This window comes from Embleya sp. NPDC059213, from assembly GCF_042754445.1.
GTDB lineage: Bacteria > Actinomycetota > Actinomycetes > Streptomycetales > Streptomycetaceae > Embleya.
In genome coordinates this window covers 1-17155 of the sequence record NZ_JBHZAV010000200.1, presented here as the reverse complement: position 1 = coordinate 17155, position 17155 = coordinate 1, and the positions used below count along the sequence as shown (strand labels likewise).

Here is a 17155-nt window from a genome sequence, read left to right as displayed (position 1 = left end):
GCCCCGCCTTTTTCTGTTTCCCCCCGGGGGCGGGGGGGGGGGGCGGGGCCGGGGGGGCCGGCCCTTGTGTTTTCCCGGGCCGGGGGGTGACGGGGGGCGGGGGGGCCGTTCCCGCGCCCCGGCCCCGACGTTCGACGGGAAGGAATGGAGTCGGGTCGGGTCGGATCGGGACGAAGTCCCCCACGGCTACGACGACTCCCTCGAATCGAAGCGTGGCGAAGCCCTGGGCGAGGCTCTGCTCTTCGTGCTTCCCGAACCGGCCCGGCCCGCTCCGGTGTGGCGTCGGGTCGGGGTGGGCCAGGAGTCGTGGTTAATTTGCATTTGGGATGCGTATTAAATAGCGTGCCTCTCATGCGATTGGCCATGTTCACGGATGTGGCGCTGCGGGTGTTGATGTGTCTCGCGGCGGCTCGGGACGACTTGCTGACCACCCGTCGGGTGGCGGAGGTCATCGGCGTTCCGTACACCCATACGGCCAAGGCCGTTGCGCGTCTCCAGCACCTCGGGCTGGTCGAGGCCCGCCGCGGGCGTGGCGGAGGTCTGAGCCTGGGGGCGGGTGCGCCGGCGGCGTCCATGGGGGCGCTGGTCCGCGAACTCGAGGGGGCCGGCGATGTCGTGGCCTGTGAGGGCGACGTGCCGTGCCCGCTGGTCGCGAACTGCCGGCTGCGTGGCGTGCTTCGCCGCGCGCAGGAGGCGTTCTACGCGTCACTCGACCCGATCACCCTCGCCGACCTGGTCGCCTCGCCGTCCGGCCCGACGCTCATCGGCATGATCGGCCGCGCGCCCACCGGGACCGGCTGATCTTTTCTCGGCTTTCCGTGTCTCTCGTCATCGCCGCCCTTTAATACGCATCTTAGATACCAATTAGGAGTCGCAATGTTGTCCGCCCAGACCACACGGACGGTTCGCGCCACGCTCCCGGCGGTAGGCGCCGCGATCGGCGACATCGCCGACCTGTTCTACAAGAAGATGTTCGCGGCCCACCCCGAGTTGCTGCGCGACCTGTTCAATCGCGGCAACCAGGCGGACGGTTCGCAACGGCAGGCGCTGGCCGGTTCGATCGCCGCGTTCGCGACCGCGCTCGTCGAGCACCCGGACGTTCGCCCGGACGCTATGCTGGCCCGGATCGCGCACAAGCACGCGTCGCTCGGCATCACCCGCGACCAGTACACGATCGTGCACACCCACCTGTTCGAGGCGATCGTCGACGTGCTCGGCGAGGCGGTGACGCCCGATGTCGCCCGTGCCTGGGACGAGGTCTACTGGCTGATGGCGAACGCCCTGATCGCGATCGAGGAACGGTTGTACGCCGAAGCGGGCGCCGTGGACGGGAGTACCTGGCGTACCTGGGAGATCGTGGAACGCGTCCAGGAGACCGCCGATGTCGCGACGTTCCGGCTGAGCCCGTGCGCCGGTGACGAGGTGCCGGGGTTTCGGCCGGGGCAGTACGTCTCGGTTCAGGTCGAACTCCCGGACGGAGCACGGCAGATACGGCAGTACAGCCTGTCCGCAGCGCCCGCCGAGACGTTGTCGATCACGGTCAAGCGGGTACACGGTGTGCCCGAAGGCGAGGTCTCCAACCACTTGCACGCGCACGGGCACGTGGGGTCGCGACTGACCCTGTCCGCCCCCTACGGCGACGTACCGCCGGTCGATGACGCCGCGCCCCTGCTGCTGATTTCCGCCGGCATCGGCTGCACTCCGATCGTGGCGATGCTGGACCACCTCGTGCGCGTCGACCACGCCGGTCCCGTCACCGTCCTGCACGCCGACCGGTCCCCGGCCGAACACGCGCTGCGGGCCCGACACACCCGACTCGCCGACGAACTGGCCCCGGGAGCAGTGCACTTCTGGTACGAGTCGGTGGGGGCCGAGGACGTGCCCGCGACCCGTCGGGGCCGCATGGAACTGACCGACATCACGATCCCGACCGGCGCCCGCGCCTACCTGTGCGGCCCGTTGCCCTTCATGCGCGGAGTGCGTGCCCGGCTGATCGAACTCGGCGTGCGCCCCGCCGACATCCACTACGAGGTGTTCGGCCCCGACCTGTGGCTGGGCGGCGAGTAGCAGCGAACGCGCCGACGTACGGGCGACCGAACCGACTTCGGTCGCCCGACGGCCACCATCGGCGCACACGCTCCGTGCCACATCCGCCAATTGCCGGGGCCGACCACGCCGGCCCCGGCCGCCCGGGGGTTGCGTTCACTCGTCGACGCCGCGGCGATCACCGAATCCGAAGTTCGAACCACCGCCGACACCGGCCCGGCCCTCTTCCTCGCAACCGAGGTATCCGCCCGGCCCGTTCCGGCGCAGGGCCGCTGTCAGGTCTCAAGACATCGAGTCGTTGTCTCGGCGAACCGGGTCGATCGGGCTTCCGTCTCGTTCCTGTGTGGCAGGGGTCGTACGGCGACCTCGGTTGCGGTTCCCGAACGGGCGGGCGTCGTGGATGGCCATGAATTCCGCGATGAGGGCTGTCTCGACCGTGGCGGGATCCCGGTCGGGAGTCTCCTGCCAGGCCACCAAGAGGGCGTCCGCATCCGCGAGTTGCCACACGTACCGGCCACCCCGGTGGCCGACGGGCTTGCCCGCGCCGAACCGGCGGAACTCGTCCAACCGCTTGCGCAAGCCCCGCCGCCCGTTGGCGCCCACCGACGCCTTGCCGACGTAGACCACCTCGGCGCCGTTCACCCAGGCCTCCCGCAACGTCGCCACGTCCACCGACGGGTCTCGGCCCTTGAAGTGTCCGGCGGGACTGACGGCAAGGAATCCGGGCACCCCGCTTTCGACGCGCAGTACCACGTAGACGCCGTCTGTCGGCGGTACACCGCTCCCCGGCAAAGCCTCGAACCGAACGAATCCCTTGAACCCGCGTGTCGCAAGTGTGGTGCGTGTCAGTCGAGTTCCGGCATCCATGCCGAGGATCATGCACCATCGTCCCGACATTGTGTGCGCCGACGGCGAATTCAGCCGGCAGCAAGGCCCGACTTGCAACGACCGCGTCGGATATCGGAGAACGCCTTTCGGATGCCTTGGTGAGACGACGCCTGGGTTGGATGAGACCGGACAGCGGCCGCAGGCCGGCGGGAGCACACCACTGAGCGGACATTCGCGTTGCGGACCCGATCGGCACGCGGGTTCCGGTAGGTACGTGCGGCCGTCGGGAGTCTCGGGTCCAGGGTCTTCTCCTCGTGCGTCTCCCGTCCGACGTCGCGGACCCGAACAGGCTTCGGAGACTTTGCGTGAGTAATGAAGTACATTAAGTAACTATCCGGATGGTTGGGTGGCCCACTCGGCCCGGGCCCTTGCGCCGGACTGCTTCATGCGGGTGGAGGACGAGTGGTCGGGTCTCTCCGCGACGCGCCGCCGGAGACGACGCGACCACGGCCTCGATAAGTGAACTTTGCGGATGTGGAGTATCCGCTTCGGAGGCGGCCGGCCTGAAGCGGCCGTTCCGGTGCGGAAGTCGTGGGGGTGCTCCGAGCGGCATGGATGTGCAGTGTTCGTTTCCGTCGACCGCCGGGCGAAAGTCCCGGCGGGGAAGGAGGTCTCGATGGCCTCGATCAAGAAGCTGATCGACGAAATTTCCGGAACCGAGGAAGAGAAGGAAAAGATCAAGCTCACCCTTGAGACGATGGTCAAACTGGGCGAGGCCAGGAATGGCGAGTTCGCGGACAAAGTCGCGTCCCTGCCCAACGGACCACTGACCCTGGTCAAGGTCAAGGCCAAACCCTACGCGACCTCGCAGCAGGTGTACGCCGCAGTCAGCGAGAAGGCCAACGAGCAGATGAAAGGCATGGTGGACTCCTTCCTGAAAGGGACCGAGAAGGGCTTCGCGGACGGCATCAAGGCCCTGCTCGGCACTGCTCTCGACACACTGCTCGGCAACTTCGCGGGGGAGGAGAGCCACCAAGAAGTGACGACTGTGACCGTCACCGACGAGAACATCGTCCGTGTGGACGTGTTCCTGTGGATCTACAGTTTCAAGGACGTGGGCCTTACGGAGAAGGCTACGAATGTCATGGCCCATACCGCGTCGTTGTCCTACGTGACCCTCAAGGACGCGGACTGGGAACTCATCAATGTCATGGTCGACCAGATGGTCAATGCCATCCCGAATCTCACCGATACGCAAAAAGAGGCGAAACGCAAGGAGATCGAGGACAGGATCGACAAGATTCGGGGCGAGCAGGCCGCCCGCCAGACCACCTTGGTGCCCACGGAGGGGCTCGGGGGGCAGGGCGAAGGGGGAGGACTGACGGTCAACGACGACCGGGCCAAGGCATACCTCTACACTCCGACCTACTCACCGGTGCATCGGATCGGAACGATCCTGAAAGCCGAATCGCCCCTCGGCACGGTCGACGTGGTCGCAGGCGGCGGTGAGAGCAACGAGGACGGCATCCCCGCCCGTGAGGCCAGACTCCTCCGGCCCGTGGACATCGTCATCGACCCCCGCACGCACTCCTTCTACATTGCCGATTTGCTCGGCGAACGCGTACGGCTGGTCGACGACAAGGGAAACATCCACACCGTCGCCGACGGCAAGGCGCTCTACCCCGGCATCGACAACCGGCCGTTGCCGTGTGCTCTGGCCTTGGACGACGCCTCCGGCACGCTCTACACCCTCGCCACCGCAGACGACGGAGCAGGCTTCGTCAACGATTTGTGGAAGACCACGCCAGACGGCGTCACCAGGATCATGCACCTGCGCGACGTTGCACCCTCGAACTGTGCCGGGAACAACACCGTGGTGAACGGCATCGCGGCGGCGGGCAGGGGCGACGTCTGGCTCAGTTATCCGGAGTGCGGAGTCGTGCGCAGGATCACCACCGGCGGCACCGTCCGCGCCTGGACCGTGGCCGGTGCGGGCGCGGACGCCAAGGAGACCACCCGGGCATTACATGCCGCACTGAACCGACCCGCCGCCTTGGCCACGGACTACGCGGGGAACCTCTACATCGTGGAGGGCGACGCACGCCGAATCCGCAAGGTCGGTTCCGACGGCATGATCACCACCGTCGTACCGGCTGATCCCGGCGTTGCGGACTTGGGGAGGATTGCCGTGAACGGCAACGGAACCCTTCTCTATGCCAACGGCGTTCGCAGGACCGGCGAGGATGAAGGGGCCTTCGCGACATTCGGCTTCGTACTTCCGCACTGATGTGAGTGGGGGTGTGTCGGCCGGGGCCGCTGCCTCGGGGCGGGATTTCACCACTGTTCGGGGGAGCGGACGGTGGTGAGCTCGTCGGGGTTGCGGACGACGTCGACGGATGTGATGCGGTGCGCGTCGACGGTGAGGGCCGGTACCGACAGCACGTCCTGCGGATCGCGGACGACCAGCCGGGGGGCTCCGTTGACGAACGCCGGGCGCAGGCACAGGTGTTGCCCGGCGGTGAAGCCGAGCAGTAGTCGGGCCACCTGCTACGGCATGTTCGGGGTGGAGCCGGGGCCGATCGAGGCGTTCGTCCCGGTGATGATCTTCGCGGTGGTCTTCGGGCTGTCGCTGAGCCGCATCGTGGCCTCGTCGGCCGCGGACAGCCGGGCCGGCACGCCGTACTCGAAGTTGGAGATGCCCGCGTCCCGCTGGAGTTGGCGGTCGAGGGCCGCGGGGAGGGCGACGACGACCGTGAGCAGCGCCTGCCACAGGTCCTGCTGGTCGTCGTCGAGCCAGGGCGACTGGGTGTCCATGAGCCCCATCCTACTTGCCCGGGCAACTCGCATTGACTTGCCTGGGCAACTCTCAGCCGGCTATCTTTCAACTTGCCTCGGCAAGTGAAAATGCTTGCCGAGGCACGTTGACGAGGGGTTCCGACGACCACCACGAGCCGCCCGGCCTTCATGACCGTCCGTGCCGGTGGGCGGGTTCGAGCGTCGGTCGGCGGTAACGCGACCGTGAACGCGAACCCGCCTCGCCCCTGCGCCGGTTCCCTATGTCGACCCGCGTGGCCCTGTCACGACATCGTGACCCGAGGGAGGGCGATGTGACCGAGACCGGTCGGAAGCCGCGGCGGGCCTGGATCGCACGGCTGAGCCCGCAGGGTGAGGTCGACCTCGACCGAGCGGCGTGCCCGCGCGCGATCGTCGAGGACGCCGTCGCGCGCGTCGGAGAGGACCCCGTGTGCTGGGCGATCGAACTCGGTTCCGTGGTCGTGCGGCGGATCGTCGACGAGGCGCCGGCCCTGGGTGGCAGCCCGGCCGCGGTCGAGCTGCTCCGCCGCGGCAATGAAGCGACCATCCTGCGGGCACTGTTCACTCTCGTGGAAAGGCCCGGGCGCCGCCCCGCCCACCGCCGAGGCGACCCTGGAGGGCATCCGCGAGTTCGTCCACCGGGCCGTACCGCTCGAACAGGTGTTGCGGGGCGTTCGGATCGGACACGCGGCAACGACCGAGGCGTTCCTGCGGGCCGGTGCCGAACTGGTCGACCCGGAGGCGGCGGTCGAAGAGGTCACGGCGATCTCCCGCGAGCTGTTCTCCTATGTCGACAAGCTCGCCGACACCATGATTCGTGCCTACCTCGTCGAGCACGAGGTGTGGAGCACCAGCGCGGCCGCGGCACGGGCCGACATCGTGCGTTCCCTGTTGAGTGACGCCGCGACGACGGACGTCGGCGAGGCGTCGCGTGCGCTCGGCTACGACCTGCGGCGCACCCACGAGGCGGTGGTGGTGTGGTCGGACTCGCCGAACGGCAGCTCCACGCTGCAGGCGGCGGCGATCGCCGTGCTCCGAGCCCGGGGGGCCACCGCGACGCTGGTCGTACCCGTGGCCTCGGGGCGGTTGTGGGCATGGGGCGCTGTGCCTGCGGGCGGCACGCGCCGGGCCGGTTCGTGGGAGACCGTCGTGGAGGCACTGTCGCGGCAGCAGCTGCACGCGGCCTTCGGCACCCCGGTCGACGGCGTCGTGGGCTTTTGTCGCTCTCACCGCGAGGCCGAGCGCGGGGAGCGGGTGGAGCGACTGCGGCGGGAGGCCGGGCGGGTTCCCAGGTATTCGACCGCGTACGCGGACGTCGCCGCCGTCGCGCTGTTGGCCACCGATCTCGACGCGGCCCGACGCGTCGATCGTGCGCAACCCCTGCGCGACCGGTCCGCTGCCGCGCCGTTCAGCGGCCGGTCAGCAGGACGATCTGGTTCCCGCCGACCGCCGTGCCCTCGGCGTGGGCCAGCAGCCCGGCGAGTGCTGCCGAGCCCGCTGCGTTGGGGTTGACTCCGTATCGGCCCAGCCGGGCCTGGGCGGCGAGGAGTTCGTCGTCGTCCGCCGCGTGCACCGCGCCGCCCGAGTCGGCTATCGCGGTCAGGGCCTCGGGGCCGTGCAGGGCGTGCCAGTTGACCAGGGGCTCGTTGTGCTCCGTCGTGACCACGTCGTGGCTCGGCAGCGTGCGGTAGGGGCCCGGCCGGCTCGTCACGATCGGGTTGTTGCCGGACGAGCCGACGGCGTGCAGGGCCACGGGCCAGTCCAGGAGGCGGGCTCGGTGGTGGGCGGCGACGATCGTCGTGCCGTTGCCGACCGGGATCCACAGGGCGGCCGGAGCGCCGCCCAGTTCTCGGTGCAGGGCGTCGACGACATGCCCGTGGCCCGCCAGGATCGTGTCCTTGCAGGGGCCGTCGACATTGCCGTCGAGCGCCCCCAACGTGTCGGCCACGCGGTGGGATTCGTCGACGGCGTCCTCATAGACACCGTGCACGAGACGGATGTCCGCCCCGGCGGTCGCCGCGGCGGCGCCGCCGTCGCTCCATTCGGCGGGCAGTACCACGGTGCAGCGCAGGCCCGCCGCCGCACACGCCGTCGCCATCGCCCGCCCGTAACTGCCGCACGAGCCCACGACGATCCGGTCGTGTCCTTCGGCGTGGCAGGCGGACCCGGACCGCCCGCCCCTCGCCGGCGACGTCGTCAAGGCGATGGCGGACGCGGGCAGTTACGTGGCGGGCGCGTTCGACGAGGCGGACGGCGACGACCGGCTTCTCGGCGCGTGCGTCGGCCTGTGGGGACCGCCCGGCCGGCCCGGAATGCACAGCCACATCGCGGGCGTCCACGTCTCCGCTCGCGGACGCGAGGTCGGCTACGCGCTCAAACTGGATCAGCGGGCGCACGCCCTGGAGCACGGCGTCGACCACATCACCTGGACGTTCGACCCGCTCGTCACCTGCAACGCCCACTTCAATCTGCACAAACTCGGTGGCACGGCGAATACGTACCTGCCCGACTACTACGGTCCCCTGTCGGACGGGCTCAACTCCGCCGACGAGTCGGATCGGCTGATGTTGCGCTGGGATCTGCGCGGCGCGCGGGCCGTGGCGGCATGCGACGAGGACACCGGGCCCGCCCCCACTCCCGCCGGGCCGACCCCGCGGGCGCTGCTGGACATCGACGGCGATCGGCCGGTGACCCGGCGGGCGGGCGACGCGACAGTCCTGGTCGCCGTACCGCCCGACATAGACCTGCTCCGCGTACACCGGCCGGCCGTCGCCCGTGACTGGCGCCTGGGCCCTCCGCGACACCCTGGGCACCCTGCTGGCCGAGGGAGCCCGGCTGGTCGACTTCGACCGGGCGGCCTGCGGCTACGTTCTCACCCGAGGAGAAGGACGATGAAGATCGAGCACGTCCGCCTGCGCCGCATCTCCCTGCCGCCGGTCACGCCCTTCCGCACGTCCCTGGGCATCGAATACGAGCGTTCGGCACTGGTGGTGCAGGTGTCCACCTCGCACGGCGAGGGATGGGGCGAGTGCGTCGCCGGGGCCGAACCCGACTATCCCTCGGAGTACGTCGAGGGCGCCGAAGACGTGCTCCTGCGGCACCTGGTACCTCCGCTGCCGGCGGCCGAGTCCGTGACCGCCGATGGCTTCGCACCCCTGGTCGCCTCGGTCAAAGGCCATCGCATGGCGAGGCCGAATCACCGAGCCCTTCGTCCTGCACGACGGACACCTGACGGTACCGACGGGCCCCGGCCTCGGCGTCACCCCGATCCCGGCGGTGCTCGACGAGGTCACCACGGCCGTGAACGAACTGCACCGACGATGACCGACACGGTGCGGCCGGATCATCGGGCCACGTTCGCACCGACGATGCGCAGCGCGATCTCGCCGTACTCCCAGGCCACGGCTTCCTCGGTGATCTCGCCGTCCTCGCGGAACCATACGGCGACGCCCATGCCCAGATCCAGGATGGCGTAGGAGGCCAAGCGCGCGGACGCGACCCGGAACCGACCGGCGTCGACTCCGGCGGTGATCAGGTCGCGAAAGCACGCCTCGTATTCGGCGCGTTGCGCCAGTGCCTCCGCGCGATGGGGCTCCACGAGACTGCGGAGTTCGCGGGTGCCGACGAACGCCTCCCGACGGTGCCGGGCGTGGTAGCGCACGTGGGTCTCGGTGGCGCGCCGCAGTCGTTCCGCCCAGTCGTCCGTCGTCGCGACGGCCGCCCGATGCGCGGCGAGCAGGTCCTCCATCGTGCTGCGGATGATCTGCACCAGCAGGCCCTGCTTGGAGGAGACGTGCTTGTACAGGCTCGGACCGCGGACGCCGACCGCGGAGCCGATGTCCGCCATGGTCGTCGCCTCGTAGCCACGCTCGGTGAACAGATCCAACGCGGCGGCACGGATGGCCTCGGATCGCAGCGAGTCGGACACGAGCACACTCCCAGGTCTGAACATTTCGCTAACTTCTATTAGCCACCGACTCTACCTCCCCTGCTCACATTTCTACGATTCCGAGAAGCATCCTGGTACGGTCGGCTAACGCTCATTAGCCTGGGAGGGTTCATGGCAGTCGATCTCACACCCGGTCCGGTCGCGGCGGAACTGGCGGAACGCACCGCGCGGTTCGTCCGCGAGACGGTACTTCCGGTCGAGGAGCGCCACAGAGGCGTGCCGACCGAGGCGATACGACGGGAACTTCAGCGGGCCGCCCGCGAGGCGGGCATCCTGGCGCCGCACGTCGCCCGGGAGTTCGGCGGGCACGGCCTGGACATGCGCGACCGCGCGTTCGTCTTCGAGGCGGCCGGCTACTCGTTGCTCGGCCCGCTCGCCCTGAACATCGCCGCACCCGACGAAGGCAACATGCACATGTTGGAGGCCATCGCGACACCCGAGCAGAAGGAGCGCCGGCTGCGCCCCCTCGCCGCCGGTGACGTGCGGTCCTGCTTCGCGATGACCGAACCCGCCCCGGGGGCCGGGTCGGATCCCAGCGCCCTGACCACCCGGGCCGAACGCGTCCCGGGCGGCTGGCGCATCGACGGCCGCAAGTGGTTCGTCACCGGCGCCGACGGCGCGGCCTTCGCCATCGTGATGGCGCGGACCTCCGGCACCCCGGGCGACGCCGGGGGCGCGACCATGTTTCTCGTCGAGGCCACGAACCCGGGCATGAAGATCGTGCGACACATCGACACGCTCGACGAGAGCCTGTTCGGCGGACACCTCGAACTGTTCTTCGACGGCTGCCTCGTCCCCGAGAACGCCGTACTCGGGGAGGTGGACGAAGGGTTCCGCCACGCCCGGGTCCGGCTCGGTCCGGCGCGTACGACGCACTGCATGCGCTGGCTCGGCGTCGCCCGCCGGGCCCAGGACATCGCGGTGGCCAGGGCGACCAGCCGCGAGTTGTTCGGCTCGCGGCTGGCCGACCTGGGCATGGCCCAGCAGATGATCGCGGACAACGAGATCGACATCGCCGCCGCCCACGGTCTCATCCTGCAGGCGTGCGCGGACCTCGATCGAGGAGGATCGGGAGCACAGTCCACCTCGATCGCCAAGACCTTCTGCGCCGAGGCCGTCTGGCGGGTGGTGGACCGCTCGTTGCAGATCTGCGGCTCCCTGGGCGTGTCCGGGGACGCCCTGCTGGGGCGCTTCCTGCGCGAGGTGCGACCGTTCAGGATCTACGACGGGCCCTCGGAAACCCACCGCTGGGCCATCGCCCGCCGGGTCGTCCGCCGACACGAGACGGCGACCGCCCGGTGAACGCGGACGCCGGAGAAAGCCCCGACGGACTGGACCTGCCGCTGTTGAACCGCTTCTTCGAGGAACACGTGCCCGGCTTCCGCGGCGAACTCGCCGCCGAGCTCATGCACGGCGGACGGTCCAACCTCACCTACAAGGTCACCGACGGACACACCGACTGGGTCCTTCGTCGCCCACCCCTGGGCGAGCTGACCCCGTCCGCACACGACATGGCCAGGGAGTACCGGGTCGTCTCCGCGCTCGCCGGCAACGCGGTCCCGGTGGCGCGCGCCGTCGCCTTCGGTGACACCGCCCTGTTGGGTGTGCCGTTCTCGGTGGTCGAGTACGTCGAGGGAACCGTCATCCGCACCCGTGAGCAACTGCACAGGCTGCCGGACGAGCGGATCGCCGGCTGCGCCCACGCCCTTGTGGACACCCTGGCCCGCCTGCACGCCGTCGATCCCGGCTCGGTCGGACTCGACGGCTTCGGCCGGGCCGAGGGCTACCTCGCCCGGCAGGTCCGGCGCTGGTACGACCAGTGGCACCGGGTACGCACCCAAGACCTCGCCGACCTCGACGCCCTGCACGCCGGGCTCGACGAGATGTGCCCGCCGGAGAGCGGCGTCTCGATCGTGCACGGCGACTTCCGGATCGACAACGCCATCCTGGCTCCCGACGATCCGACGGACGTGCGCGCCGTGGTCGACTGGGAGATGGCCACTCTCGGCGACCCGCTCGCCGACCTGGGCCTTCACCTGGCATACGCGGACCCGGCCTTCGCCCCGGTACTGGGGAGCACGGCCGCCTCGACCAGCGACCGCCTCCCGGCCTCCGCCGAACTGGCCCACCACTACGGCCTCGTGAGCGGGCGCGCCTTGGACGGTCTCGGCTTCTACATCGCCCTCGGCTACTTCAAGGCCGCGGTCATCGCCGAGGGAATCCACGCCCGCTTCCGCCTGGGCCTGACCCGGGGTCTCGGCTTCGAGACCGTGGGCCGCGCACCCGCACCGCTGGCCGCGGCCGGCCTGCGCGCGCTGGCCGGGAAAACATGAGCACCGTCGGCCCCGGCTGTTCGCCTCCGGCCGCCGGGTCGCGTTCCGACACCGAGGCCGCGGCCGAGGCGGTTCCCGCACCGTTCACCCACGTAGGAGAGAACGACGTGTCGACGTAGGCCCGGCGGGCCTGCCCGGACTCGCCCACCACACGCTCGCGTCGGTGCGCTTCGGACGACGTCGCGGACCACCCGAGATCCCGCCGATGGCAGGTGCCGGGGGTTGACGGTGGGGCCGGCCGGAGGGCGTGGTGGCATTCCGGCCGGCCGGTGGGAGGCGCGCTTCAGGCCGAGGGGCGCTTGGCGCGGGCGGTGAGGCGTTCCCAGTTGCGGTGGCCGATGTCGGCCTTCTGCTCGTCGGTGAAGGGCGAGTTCTCCAGGAAGGAGCGGGCTTCGCCGTTGCCGGTGTCGACGTAGGGGAAGCCGCCGGGGCGGAAACCGTAGGTGAAGGGGTAGTCGGTGGAGTACAACATCCGGTCGGTGCCCATCACTTCGGCGGTCCAGCGCAGGTAGCGGGGGCTGTTGGTGCCGCTGCCCGCGACCCAGAAGTTCTGCTTGAAGTAGTCGGCGAGGGGCTGCCGCAGCCGGCCGGCCTCGCCGAAGAAGCCGATGTGGTCGAGGTAGAACAGCACGACCTCGCCCCAGTGTCCGGCGATCACCTGCAGGTCGGGGAACCGGTCGAAGACCCCCGAGAAGATCATGCGCAGGTACTGCACGCCGAGGTCGTAGTACCAGCCGAGACCGGCGACAAGGAGGGGCTGCTGGACGCCGTGGCCGAGCACGGCTTCACCCGCTTCCTGGCGGCCAAGCGGCAGATCGACCCCGCCCCGCAGGACCCGATCAAGGAACTGCGCGACGGCTGGGACGCCGTGGTCGAGTTCGGGCGGACCAACCCCGCGCTGTACCTGCTGATGTACGGCGAGCCCACCCGGTCCACCGCCGTCATCCGGATCGGCCTCGAACACCTCTTGGACCGAATCCGCCGCATCGCCGCCGCAGGGCTCTTGCGCGTGGAAGAGGGCCTCGCGGTCCAGATCGTCCACGCCGCTGCCGGCGGTGCCATCCTGACCTGGCTGTCGGTGCCCGAGCCCCAGCGAAACCCGGAACTCCTCGTCGCACTGCGCGAATCCATGGTGACCACCGTCACCACCCGGGAACCGGCCGTACGCGAACAGGGGCCGGCCGGCGCCGCCCGTGCCCTGCGCGCCGCGCTGCCCGGCCAGAACGCCCTCAGCGAAGCCGAACAACAACTCCTGGCGGAATGGCTCCGGCGACTGTCCGCATAGCGGCTGGGCCGGGGCGGGGCGGGAGTCGCGCCATAAGCCGAACAAATGCGAGCAGCGGCCTGTACGCCTGCCTGTTGGCGTAGCCCCGTCCCCCATCGGCAACAGCCACGGTCGTGGCTCGATGCGATTGTGCGTCCGTGTGACGGTGGTTGGCCGTCCGTGTCCGGCCGCGTGGCTTTACGAACCCGTCGTGGCGGGGAGGGTCAGGCGTTCCGGGGCCGGCACGGGCTTGCGGCGGTGTTGTCGAGGTTCTCCTCGACCCAGGTGCGCAGCAGGCCGAGGGGGACGGCGGCGCCGTGGCCCAAAGGGGTGAGGGCGTACTCCACGTGCAGGGGTACAGCGGGGTAGACGGTGCGGGTGAGGATGCCGGAGTCCTCCAGACGGCGCAGGGTCTGGGTGAGGACTTTGGGGCTGATGCCCTGTAGGCGCCGCTGCAGCTCGCCGAAGCGTCGCGGGCCCTGTTCGAGTGCGCCGATGGCCAGCGCCGACCACTTGTTGGCGAGCATGTCCAGCATCGCGCGGCAGGGGCACTGGGCGGCGTAGACGTCGTGGTCGCTGTGCCGGCCTGTTGCACATTCCATCGCCATGAACCGCTCCTCACCTGGTTGCTTCCCAAAGGAAAGTAGTAACCCTTGCGGGTAACTATAGGCGCGTGGATACCGTCGCCAACACCAACCGGGAGGCCGCACGACCGGCCTCCCGCCGTTCCACCTGCTTGGAGTTGACGTATGTCCGCAACCTTGATGCGCGCGCTGATCCAGGACGGATTCGGCGGTCCGGAGGTGCTGCGGGTGGCGCGGGTGCCCCGGCCCGCGCCCCTGCCGACCGAGATCCTGGTGCGGGTGCACGCCGCCGGGATCAACCCCGTGGACTGGAAGACGCGTTCCGGCGGTGGAATGGCCGGGGTGCTGGGCGAGCCGCCGTTCACTCTGGGCTGGGACGTGTCCGGGGTGGTGGAGGAGATCGGCTTCGGGGTGACCACCTTCGAGCCCGGTGACGAGGTCTACGGGATGCCGTGGTTCCCCCGCGCGGCCGGCGGCTACGCCGAGTACGTCACCGCACCGGCGCGCCAGTTCGCCCGCAAGCCCGCCGCTCTCGATCACGAACAGGCCGCCGCCGTTCCCCTGGCCGCCCTGACCGCGTGGCAGGCGCTGGTGGACACCGCGGGGCTCCGCACGGGCCGGCGCGTGCTGATCCACGCGGCCGCGGGCGGGGTGGGACACTTCGCGGTCCAGTTCGCCAAGCATCTGGGCGCGCACGTCATCGGCACCGCGAGCGGTGGCCGCCACGACTGGCTGACCGAACTCGGCGCGGACGAACTCGTCGACTACACCGCCGCCCGCTTCGAGGACGCGGTCCGTGACGTCGACGTGGTCATCGACCTGGTCGGTGACGATCACGACCGCACCGGCACCCGATCGCTCGATGTGCTGCGCCCCGGCGGCCTGCTCGTCGCGATCCCCGGTGGGGTCTCGGCCGAACTGGCCGAGGCCGCTCGGGCGCGCGGTATGCGTGCGAGCGCCTTCCTGGTCGAACCCGACGGCACGGCCCTGACCCGGATCGCCGAGCTCATCGATGCCGGAGCGGTGGCAGTCGAGGTCGAGGAGGTCTTCGCGCTGGAGCAGGTCGCCCGGGCCCATGCCCGCGGCGAGAACAACCGTACCCGCGGCAAGCTCGTCCTGCGTGTCACCTCCTGACCCACGCTTCCCGGCATTTGCATCGCCACCCGTCGCCGGCGCACGACCGGCCTGACGCGTCCTCGAACGCCCCTCCCCGGCAATCACCCCCACCCTCATTCGTCGCGCAGGAAGGCACCGATGAACCGTCGAACACAGGCGAAGTCGCAGTCCGCTCCCACCATCACCCGCTCCGCTGCCTCCGAGCTGATCGGGGGCGGTGCTCGCCGCCGCCGATGAGATCGGCTTCCCGGTCGCGGCAGCGGTCACCGACACCGGAGGTCGTCTCAAGGCGTTCGAGCGCACCGACGACGCGCCGCTCCTGGCCGCCGAGGTGGCGGTCGACAAGGCATGGGCGGCCGTGATCAGCCGCTCACTCCCTCAGCCGGCGCGCGGCGGCAGCACGGCCTCGATGAGGTGGGGGCCGGGTTCGGACAGGGCCCGACGGAACTGCCGGGCCAGTTCCTCGGCGGTCCTGGCGCGGCCTGCGGGCACGCCCATGCCGTTGGCGAGGGAGACGAAGTCCAGATCCGGGCGCGACAGGTCGAAGAGTTGGGCGGACGCCTCGGCGGTGGCACCGACGCGTTCCAGTTCGGCGCGCAGGATCGCGTAGGAGCTGTTGTTGAGGATCACGGTCGTGATGTCGAGGTTTTCCCGGGCGTGGCTCCACAGGGCGGACAGGGTGTACATGGCACTGCCGTCGGCCTGGAGGCAGATCACGGGGCGGTCGGGGCAGGCGATCGCCGCCCCGGTGGCCGAGGGCAGTCCCTGTCCGATCGACAGACCGGTCAATCCCAGCATGTCGTGGGGCGGTGAGCAGGCGGTCGCCGGCTGGAGTGTGGCCATGCCCGCCGTGATGGACTCGTCGCAGACGATGGCGTCGTGGGGAAGCAGGGCGCCGATGACCGCCGTCCAGTTGTCGACGGTCAGCTCGCCGCGCGGCAGTGGCGGCGGCGACAGCGGGGCGAGGACCGGCTCGATGCCTGGCGCGACATGGTCGGCCAGCATGTCCAGCGCGAGTACGGCGTCGGCGCCTCCGTCCTCGGCCAGGACGTGCACCCGGGTATCGGGGGGCGTCGGCAGACTGCTGCGGTCGGGGTAGGCGAACGAGGTCACCGGCGTACGCGCACCGCACAGGACGAGGTGTTGTGCGTCCCGAAGTTGCACGGTGATCTGTTCGCCTCGGTACGCGAGGGGCTCGACGAGTGGCACCCCCGCGCCTCGGCGTTGGCGGGCGGCCCAGTTCCGCGAGAGCAACCGCGCGCCGGTGGCGTGCTCGATCCGGCTCGCCGCGCGCAGTCCCCGCTCGCTCAACGCTGCACCGTCCAGCAGGAGTACGCACGATTCTCCCGAGCGCAGCAGCCTCGCGATGGACCGCACGTGCTCTTCGGAAGGCGCGGGGGGCGCGGGTATCTTCACCGGCCGAGCCGGTCGGCCTCCCGCCGACCAGGACAGGTTCGCCGGGGCGATGAGGGTCGAGACGGACCCGGACGTACCGGTTCGGGAGGAGCCCCGTCCGACCTCCTCGGCGCCGTCGAAGCAGGTCAGCGCCGCCGCGACCGCGTCGGCCGCGTCGGCGCCGAGCGCCTCGGTGGTCGTGGAACGCCGCACCCAGGTGGAGACCGTGCCGGCGAGCGCGTCGATGTCCGACTCCAGCAGGGAATCCAGAGGCTTGTGGTCGATGGCGTGATCGCCCACGACATTCACCACCGGGGTGTTCGCACGGCGGGCGTTGTGCAGGTTGGCGAGTCCGTTGGCCAACCCGGGCCCGAGATGCAGGAGCGTCGCGGCCGGGCGCCCCGTCATCCGTCCGTATCCGTCGGCCGCGCCGGTGGCGACTCCCTCGAAGAGACACAGCACCCCGCGCATCTGCGGCAGGGCGTCCAGCGCGGCCACGAAATGCATCTCGGACGTGCCCGGGTTCGCAAAACAAACCCGCACATCGCTGTCCACCAACGTACGCACCAACGCGTGCGCTCCGCTCGTCCCTTGCACCGTTGCTCCTTTCCGTGTCCTGTCCAGGGGTCCATCGATCGCCCGTTCCGGCTGCCGATCGGACAGAATCACTGTACATTTTTTCGTCCGAACGTTCGCCACAGCGAACGTTCGGGTACCGTTTCTCGGCCACAAGAAACTCGTACCCGCCATGCGCCTGTCCCCAGAAGCCATAAAGCTCGACCTGGCCGTCGGGGATGAACAGCCCTTCCACCTCCCGCTGATATTC

16 protein-coding genes and 1 pseudogene are annotated in these 17155 nt (G+C 69.9%); 9 read left to right on the top strand and 8 right to left on the bottom strand.

What is annotated here, in order from left to right; translation table 11 throughout:
* Window positions 1-351: 351 nt before the first annotated feature.
* Together ACFXMF_RS40465 and ACFXMF_RS40460 are read left to right on the top strand one after the other, a co-directional pair.
* Window positions 352-801, top strand: a complete 450-nt coding sequence (locus ACFXMF_RS40465; RefSeq protein ID WP_360324341.1) for an Rrf2 family transcriptional regulator — start codon at window positions 352-354, stop codon at window positions 799-801.
* Window positions 802-876: 75 nt separating this feature from the next.
* A complete protein-coding gene (locus ACFXMF_RS40460; RefSeq protein ID WP_379992858.1) occupies window positions 877-2067 on the top strand; it encodes a globin domain-containing protein in 1191 nt (396 codons plus the stop codon).
* Window positions 2068-2328: 261 nt separating this feature from the next.
* Here ACFXMF_RS40460 and ACFXMF_RS40455 read toward each other — a convergent pair whose 3' ends face one another.
* Window positions 2329-2799, bottom strand: a complete 471-nt coding sequence (locus tag ACFXMF_RS40455) for a hypothetical protein (protein ID WP_360324343.1) — start codon at window positions 2797-2799, stop codon at window positions 2329-2331.
* Between the two features lie 751 nt (window positions 2800-3550).
* Here ACFXMF_RS40455 and ACFXMF_RS40450 point away from each other — a divergent pair.
* Complete coding sequence (locus ACFXMF_RS40450; protein ID WP_379990960.1) at window positions 3551-5161, top strand: hypothetical protein; 1611 nt, start codon at window positions 3551-3553, stop codon at window positions 5159-5161.
* Between the two features lie 47 nt (window positions 5162-5208).
* Here ACFXMF_RS40450 and ACFXMF_RS40445 read toward each other — a convergent pair whose 3' ends face one another.
* Together ACFXMF_RS40445 and ACFXMF_RS40440 are read right to left on the bottom strand one after the other, a co-directional pair.
* Window positions 5209-5418: a hypothetical protein gene (locus ACFXMF_RS40445; RefSeq protein WP_379990959.1), complete on the bottom strand. Its 210-nt coding sequence runs from the start codon at window positions 5416-5418 to the stop codon at window positions 5209-5211.
* 3 nt (window positions 5419-5421) lie between these two features.
* Entirely contained in the window at window positions 5422-5688 is a 267-nt protein-coding gene (locus ACFXMF_RS40440; protein ID WP_380021074.1) for a hypothetical protein, read from the bottom strand.
* Between the two features lie 534 nt (window positions 5689-6222).
* Between ACFXMF_RS40440 and ACFXMF_RS40435 the strand changes: the two genes are divergently transcribed.
* Entirely contained in the window at window positions 6223-7200 is a 978-nt protein-coding gene (locus ACFXMF_RS40435; protein ID WP_379991218.1) for a hypothetical protein, read from the top strand.
* On the opposite strand, the gene ACFXMF_RS40430 is transcribed toward ACFXMF_RS40435, so the two are convergent.
* Together ACFXMF_RS40430 and ACFXMF_RS40425 are read right to left on the bottom strand one after the other, a co-directional pair.
* Window positions 7097-7786: a pyridoxal-phosphate dependent enzyme gene (locus ACFXMF_RS40430; RefSeq protein ID WP_379991217.1), complete on the bottom strand. Its 690-nt coding sequence runs from the start codon at window positions 7784-7786 to the stop codon at window positions 7097-7099. The two genes, ACFXMF_RS40435 and ACFXMF_RS40430, sit on opposite strands and share 104 nt — an antisense overlap.
* 1245 nt (window positions 7787-9031) lie before the next feature.
* Window positions 9032-9616: a TetR/AcrR family transcriptional regulator gene (locus ACFXMF_RS40425; protein ID WP_360310144.1), complete on the bottom strand. Its 585-nt coding sequence runs from the start codon at window positions 9614-9616 to the stop codon at window positions 9032-9034.
* Window positions 9617-9748: 132 nt separating this feature from the next.
* On the opposite strand from ACFXMF_RS40425, the gene ACFXMF_RS40420 reads away from it, so the two are divergent.
* Both ACFXMF_RS40420 and ACFXMF_RS40415 read left to right on the top strand, forming a co-directional pair.
* Window positions 9749-10939: an acyl-CoA dehydrogenase family protein gene (locus ACFXMF_RS40420; protein ID WP_379991216.1), complete on the top strand. Its 1191-nt coding sequence runs from the start codon at window positions 9749-9751 to the stop codon at window positions 10937-10939.
* On the top strand, window positions 10936-11970 hold the full coding sequence (locus ACFXMF_RS40415) for a phosphotransferase family protein (protein WP_379991214.1): 1035 nt from the start codon (window positions 10936-10938) through the stop codon (window positions 11968-11970). The genes ACFXMF_RS40420 and ACFXMF_RS40415 overlap by 4 nt, the downstream gene beginning before the upstream one ends.
* Window positions 11971-12253: 283 nt before the next feature.
* On the opposite strand, the gene ACFXMF_RS40410 is transcribed toward ACFXMF_RS40415, so the two are convergent.
* Entirely contained in the window at window positions 12254-12751 is a 498-nt protein-coding gene (locus ACFXMF_RS40410) for an amidohydrolase family protein (protein ID WP_379991212.1), read from the bottom strand.
* On the opposite strand from ACFXMF_RS40410, the gene ACFXMF_RS40405 reads away from it, so the two are divergent.
* Window positions 12740-13255 (top strand): TetR family transcriptional regulator, encoded by a 516-nt coding sequence (locus ACFXMF_RS40405; protein WP_379991211.1) that lies wholly within the window; start codon window positions 12740-12742, stop codon window positions 13253-13255. The genes ACFXMF_RS40410 and ACFXMF_RS40405 overlap by 12 nt on opposite strands.
* A 203-nt stretch (window positions 13256-13458) precedes the next feature.
* On the opposite strand, the gene ACFXMF_RS40400 is transcribed toward ACFXMF_RS40405, so the two are convergent.
* Window positions 13459-13842, bottom strand: a complete 384-nt coding sequence (locus ACFXMF_RS40400) for a helix-turn-helix domain-containing protein (protein ID WP_360310134.1) — start codon at window positions 13840-13842, stop codon at window positions 13459-13461.
* Between the two features lie 141 nt (window positions 13843-13983).
* On the opposite strand from ACFXMF_RS40400, the gene ACFXMF_RS40395 reads away from it, so the two are divergent.
* Together ACFXMF_RS40395 and ACFXMF_RS40390 are read left to right on the top strand one after the other, a co-directional pair.
* Window positions 13984-14952 (top strand): NADP-dependent oxidoreductase, encoded by a 969-nt coding sequence (locus tag ACFXMF_RS40395; protein ID WP_360310132.1) that lies wholly within the window; start codon window positions 13984-13986, stop codon window positions 14950-14952.
* Between the two features lie 199 nt (window positions 14953-15151).
* Window positions 15152-15241 (top strand): annotated as a pseudogene (locus ACFXMF_RS40390) (heme-binding protein); the annotation flags it as partial.
* 71 nt (window positions 15242-15312) lie between these two features.
* On the opposite strand, the gene ACFXMF_RS40385 reads toward ACFXMF_RS40390, so the two are convergent.
* Entirely contained in the window at window positions 15313-16926 is a 1614-nt protein-coding gene (locus ACFXMF_RS40385; protein WP_360310130.1) for an acetolactate synthase large subunit, read from the bottom strand.
* Between the last annotated feature and the right edge of the window lie 229 nt (window positions 16927-17155).

Excerpts from the sequence above, each read along its gene's own strand:
- ACFXMF_RS40420 (WP_379991216.1), top strand. The coding sequence starts at position 9,749 with ATGGCAGTCGATCTCACACCCGGTCCGGTCGCGGCGGAACTGGCGGAA.
- ACFXMF_RS40440 (WP_380021074.1), bottom strand. The coding sequence starts at position 5,688 with ATGGACACCCAGTCGCCCTGGCTCGACGACGACCAGCAGGACCTGTGG.
- ACFXMF_RS40465 (WP_360324341.1), top strand. The coding sequence starts at position 352 with ATGCGATTGGCCATGTTCACGGATGTGGCGCTGCGGGTGTTGATGTGT.
- ACFXMF_RS40460 (WP_379992858.1), top strand. The coding sequence starts at position 877 with ATGTTGTCCGCCCAGACCACACGGACGGTTCGCGCCACGCTCCCGGCG.
- ACFXMF_RS40450 (WP_379990960.1), top strand. The coding sequence starts at position 3,551 with ATGGCCTCGATCAAGAAGCTGATCGACGAAATTTCCGGAACCGAGGAA.
- ACFXMF_RS40395 (WP_360310132.1), top strand. The coding sequence starts at position 13,984 with ATGTCCGCAACCTTGATGCGCGCGCTGATCCAGGACGGATTCGGCGGT.
- ACFXMF_RS40400 (WP_360310134.1), bottom strand. The coding sequence starts at position 13,842 with ATGGCGATGGAATGTGCAACAGGCCGGCACAGCGACCACGACGTCTAC.
- ACFXMF_RS40430 (WP_379991217.1), bottom strand. The coding sequence starts at position 7,786 with ATGGCGACGGCGTGTGCGGCGGCGGGCCTGCGCTGCACCGTGGTACTG.
- ACFXMF_RS40435 (WP_379991218.1), top strand. The coding sequence starts at position 6,223 with ATGAAGCGACCATCCTGCGGGCACTGTTCACTCTCGTGGAAAGGCCCG.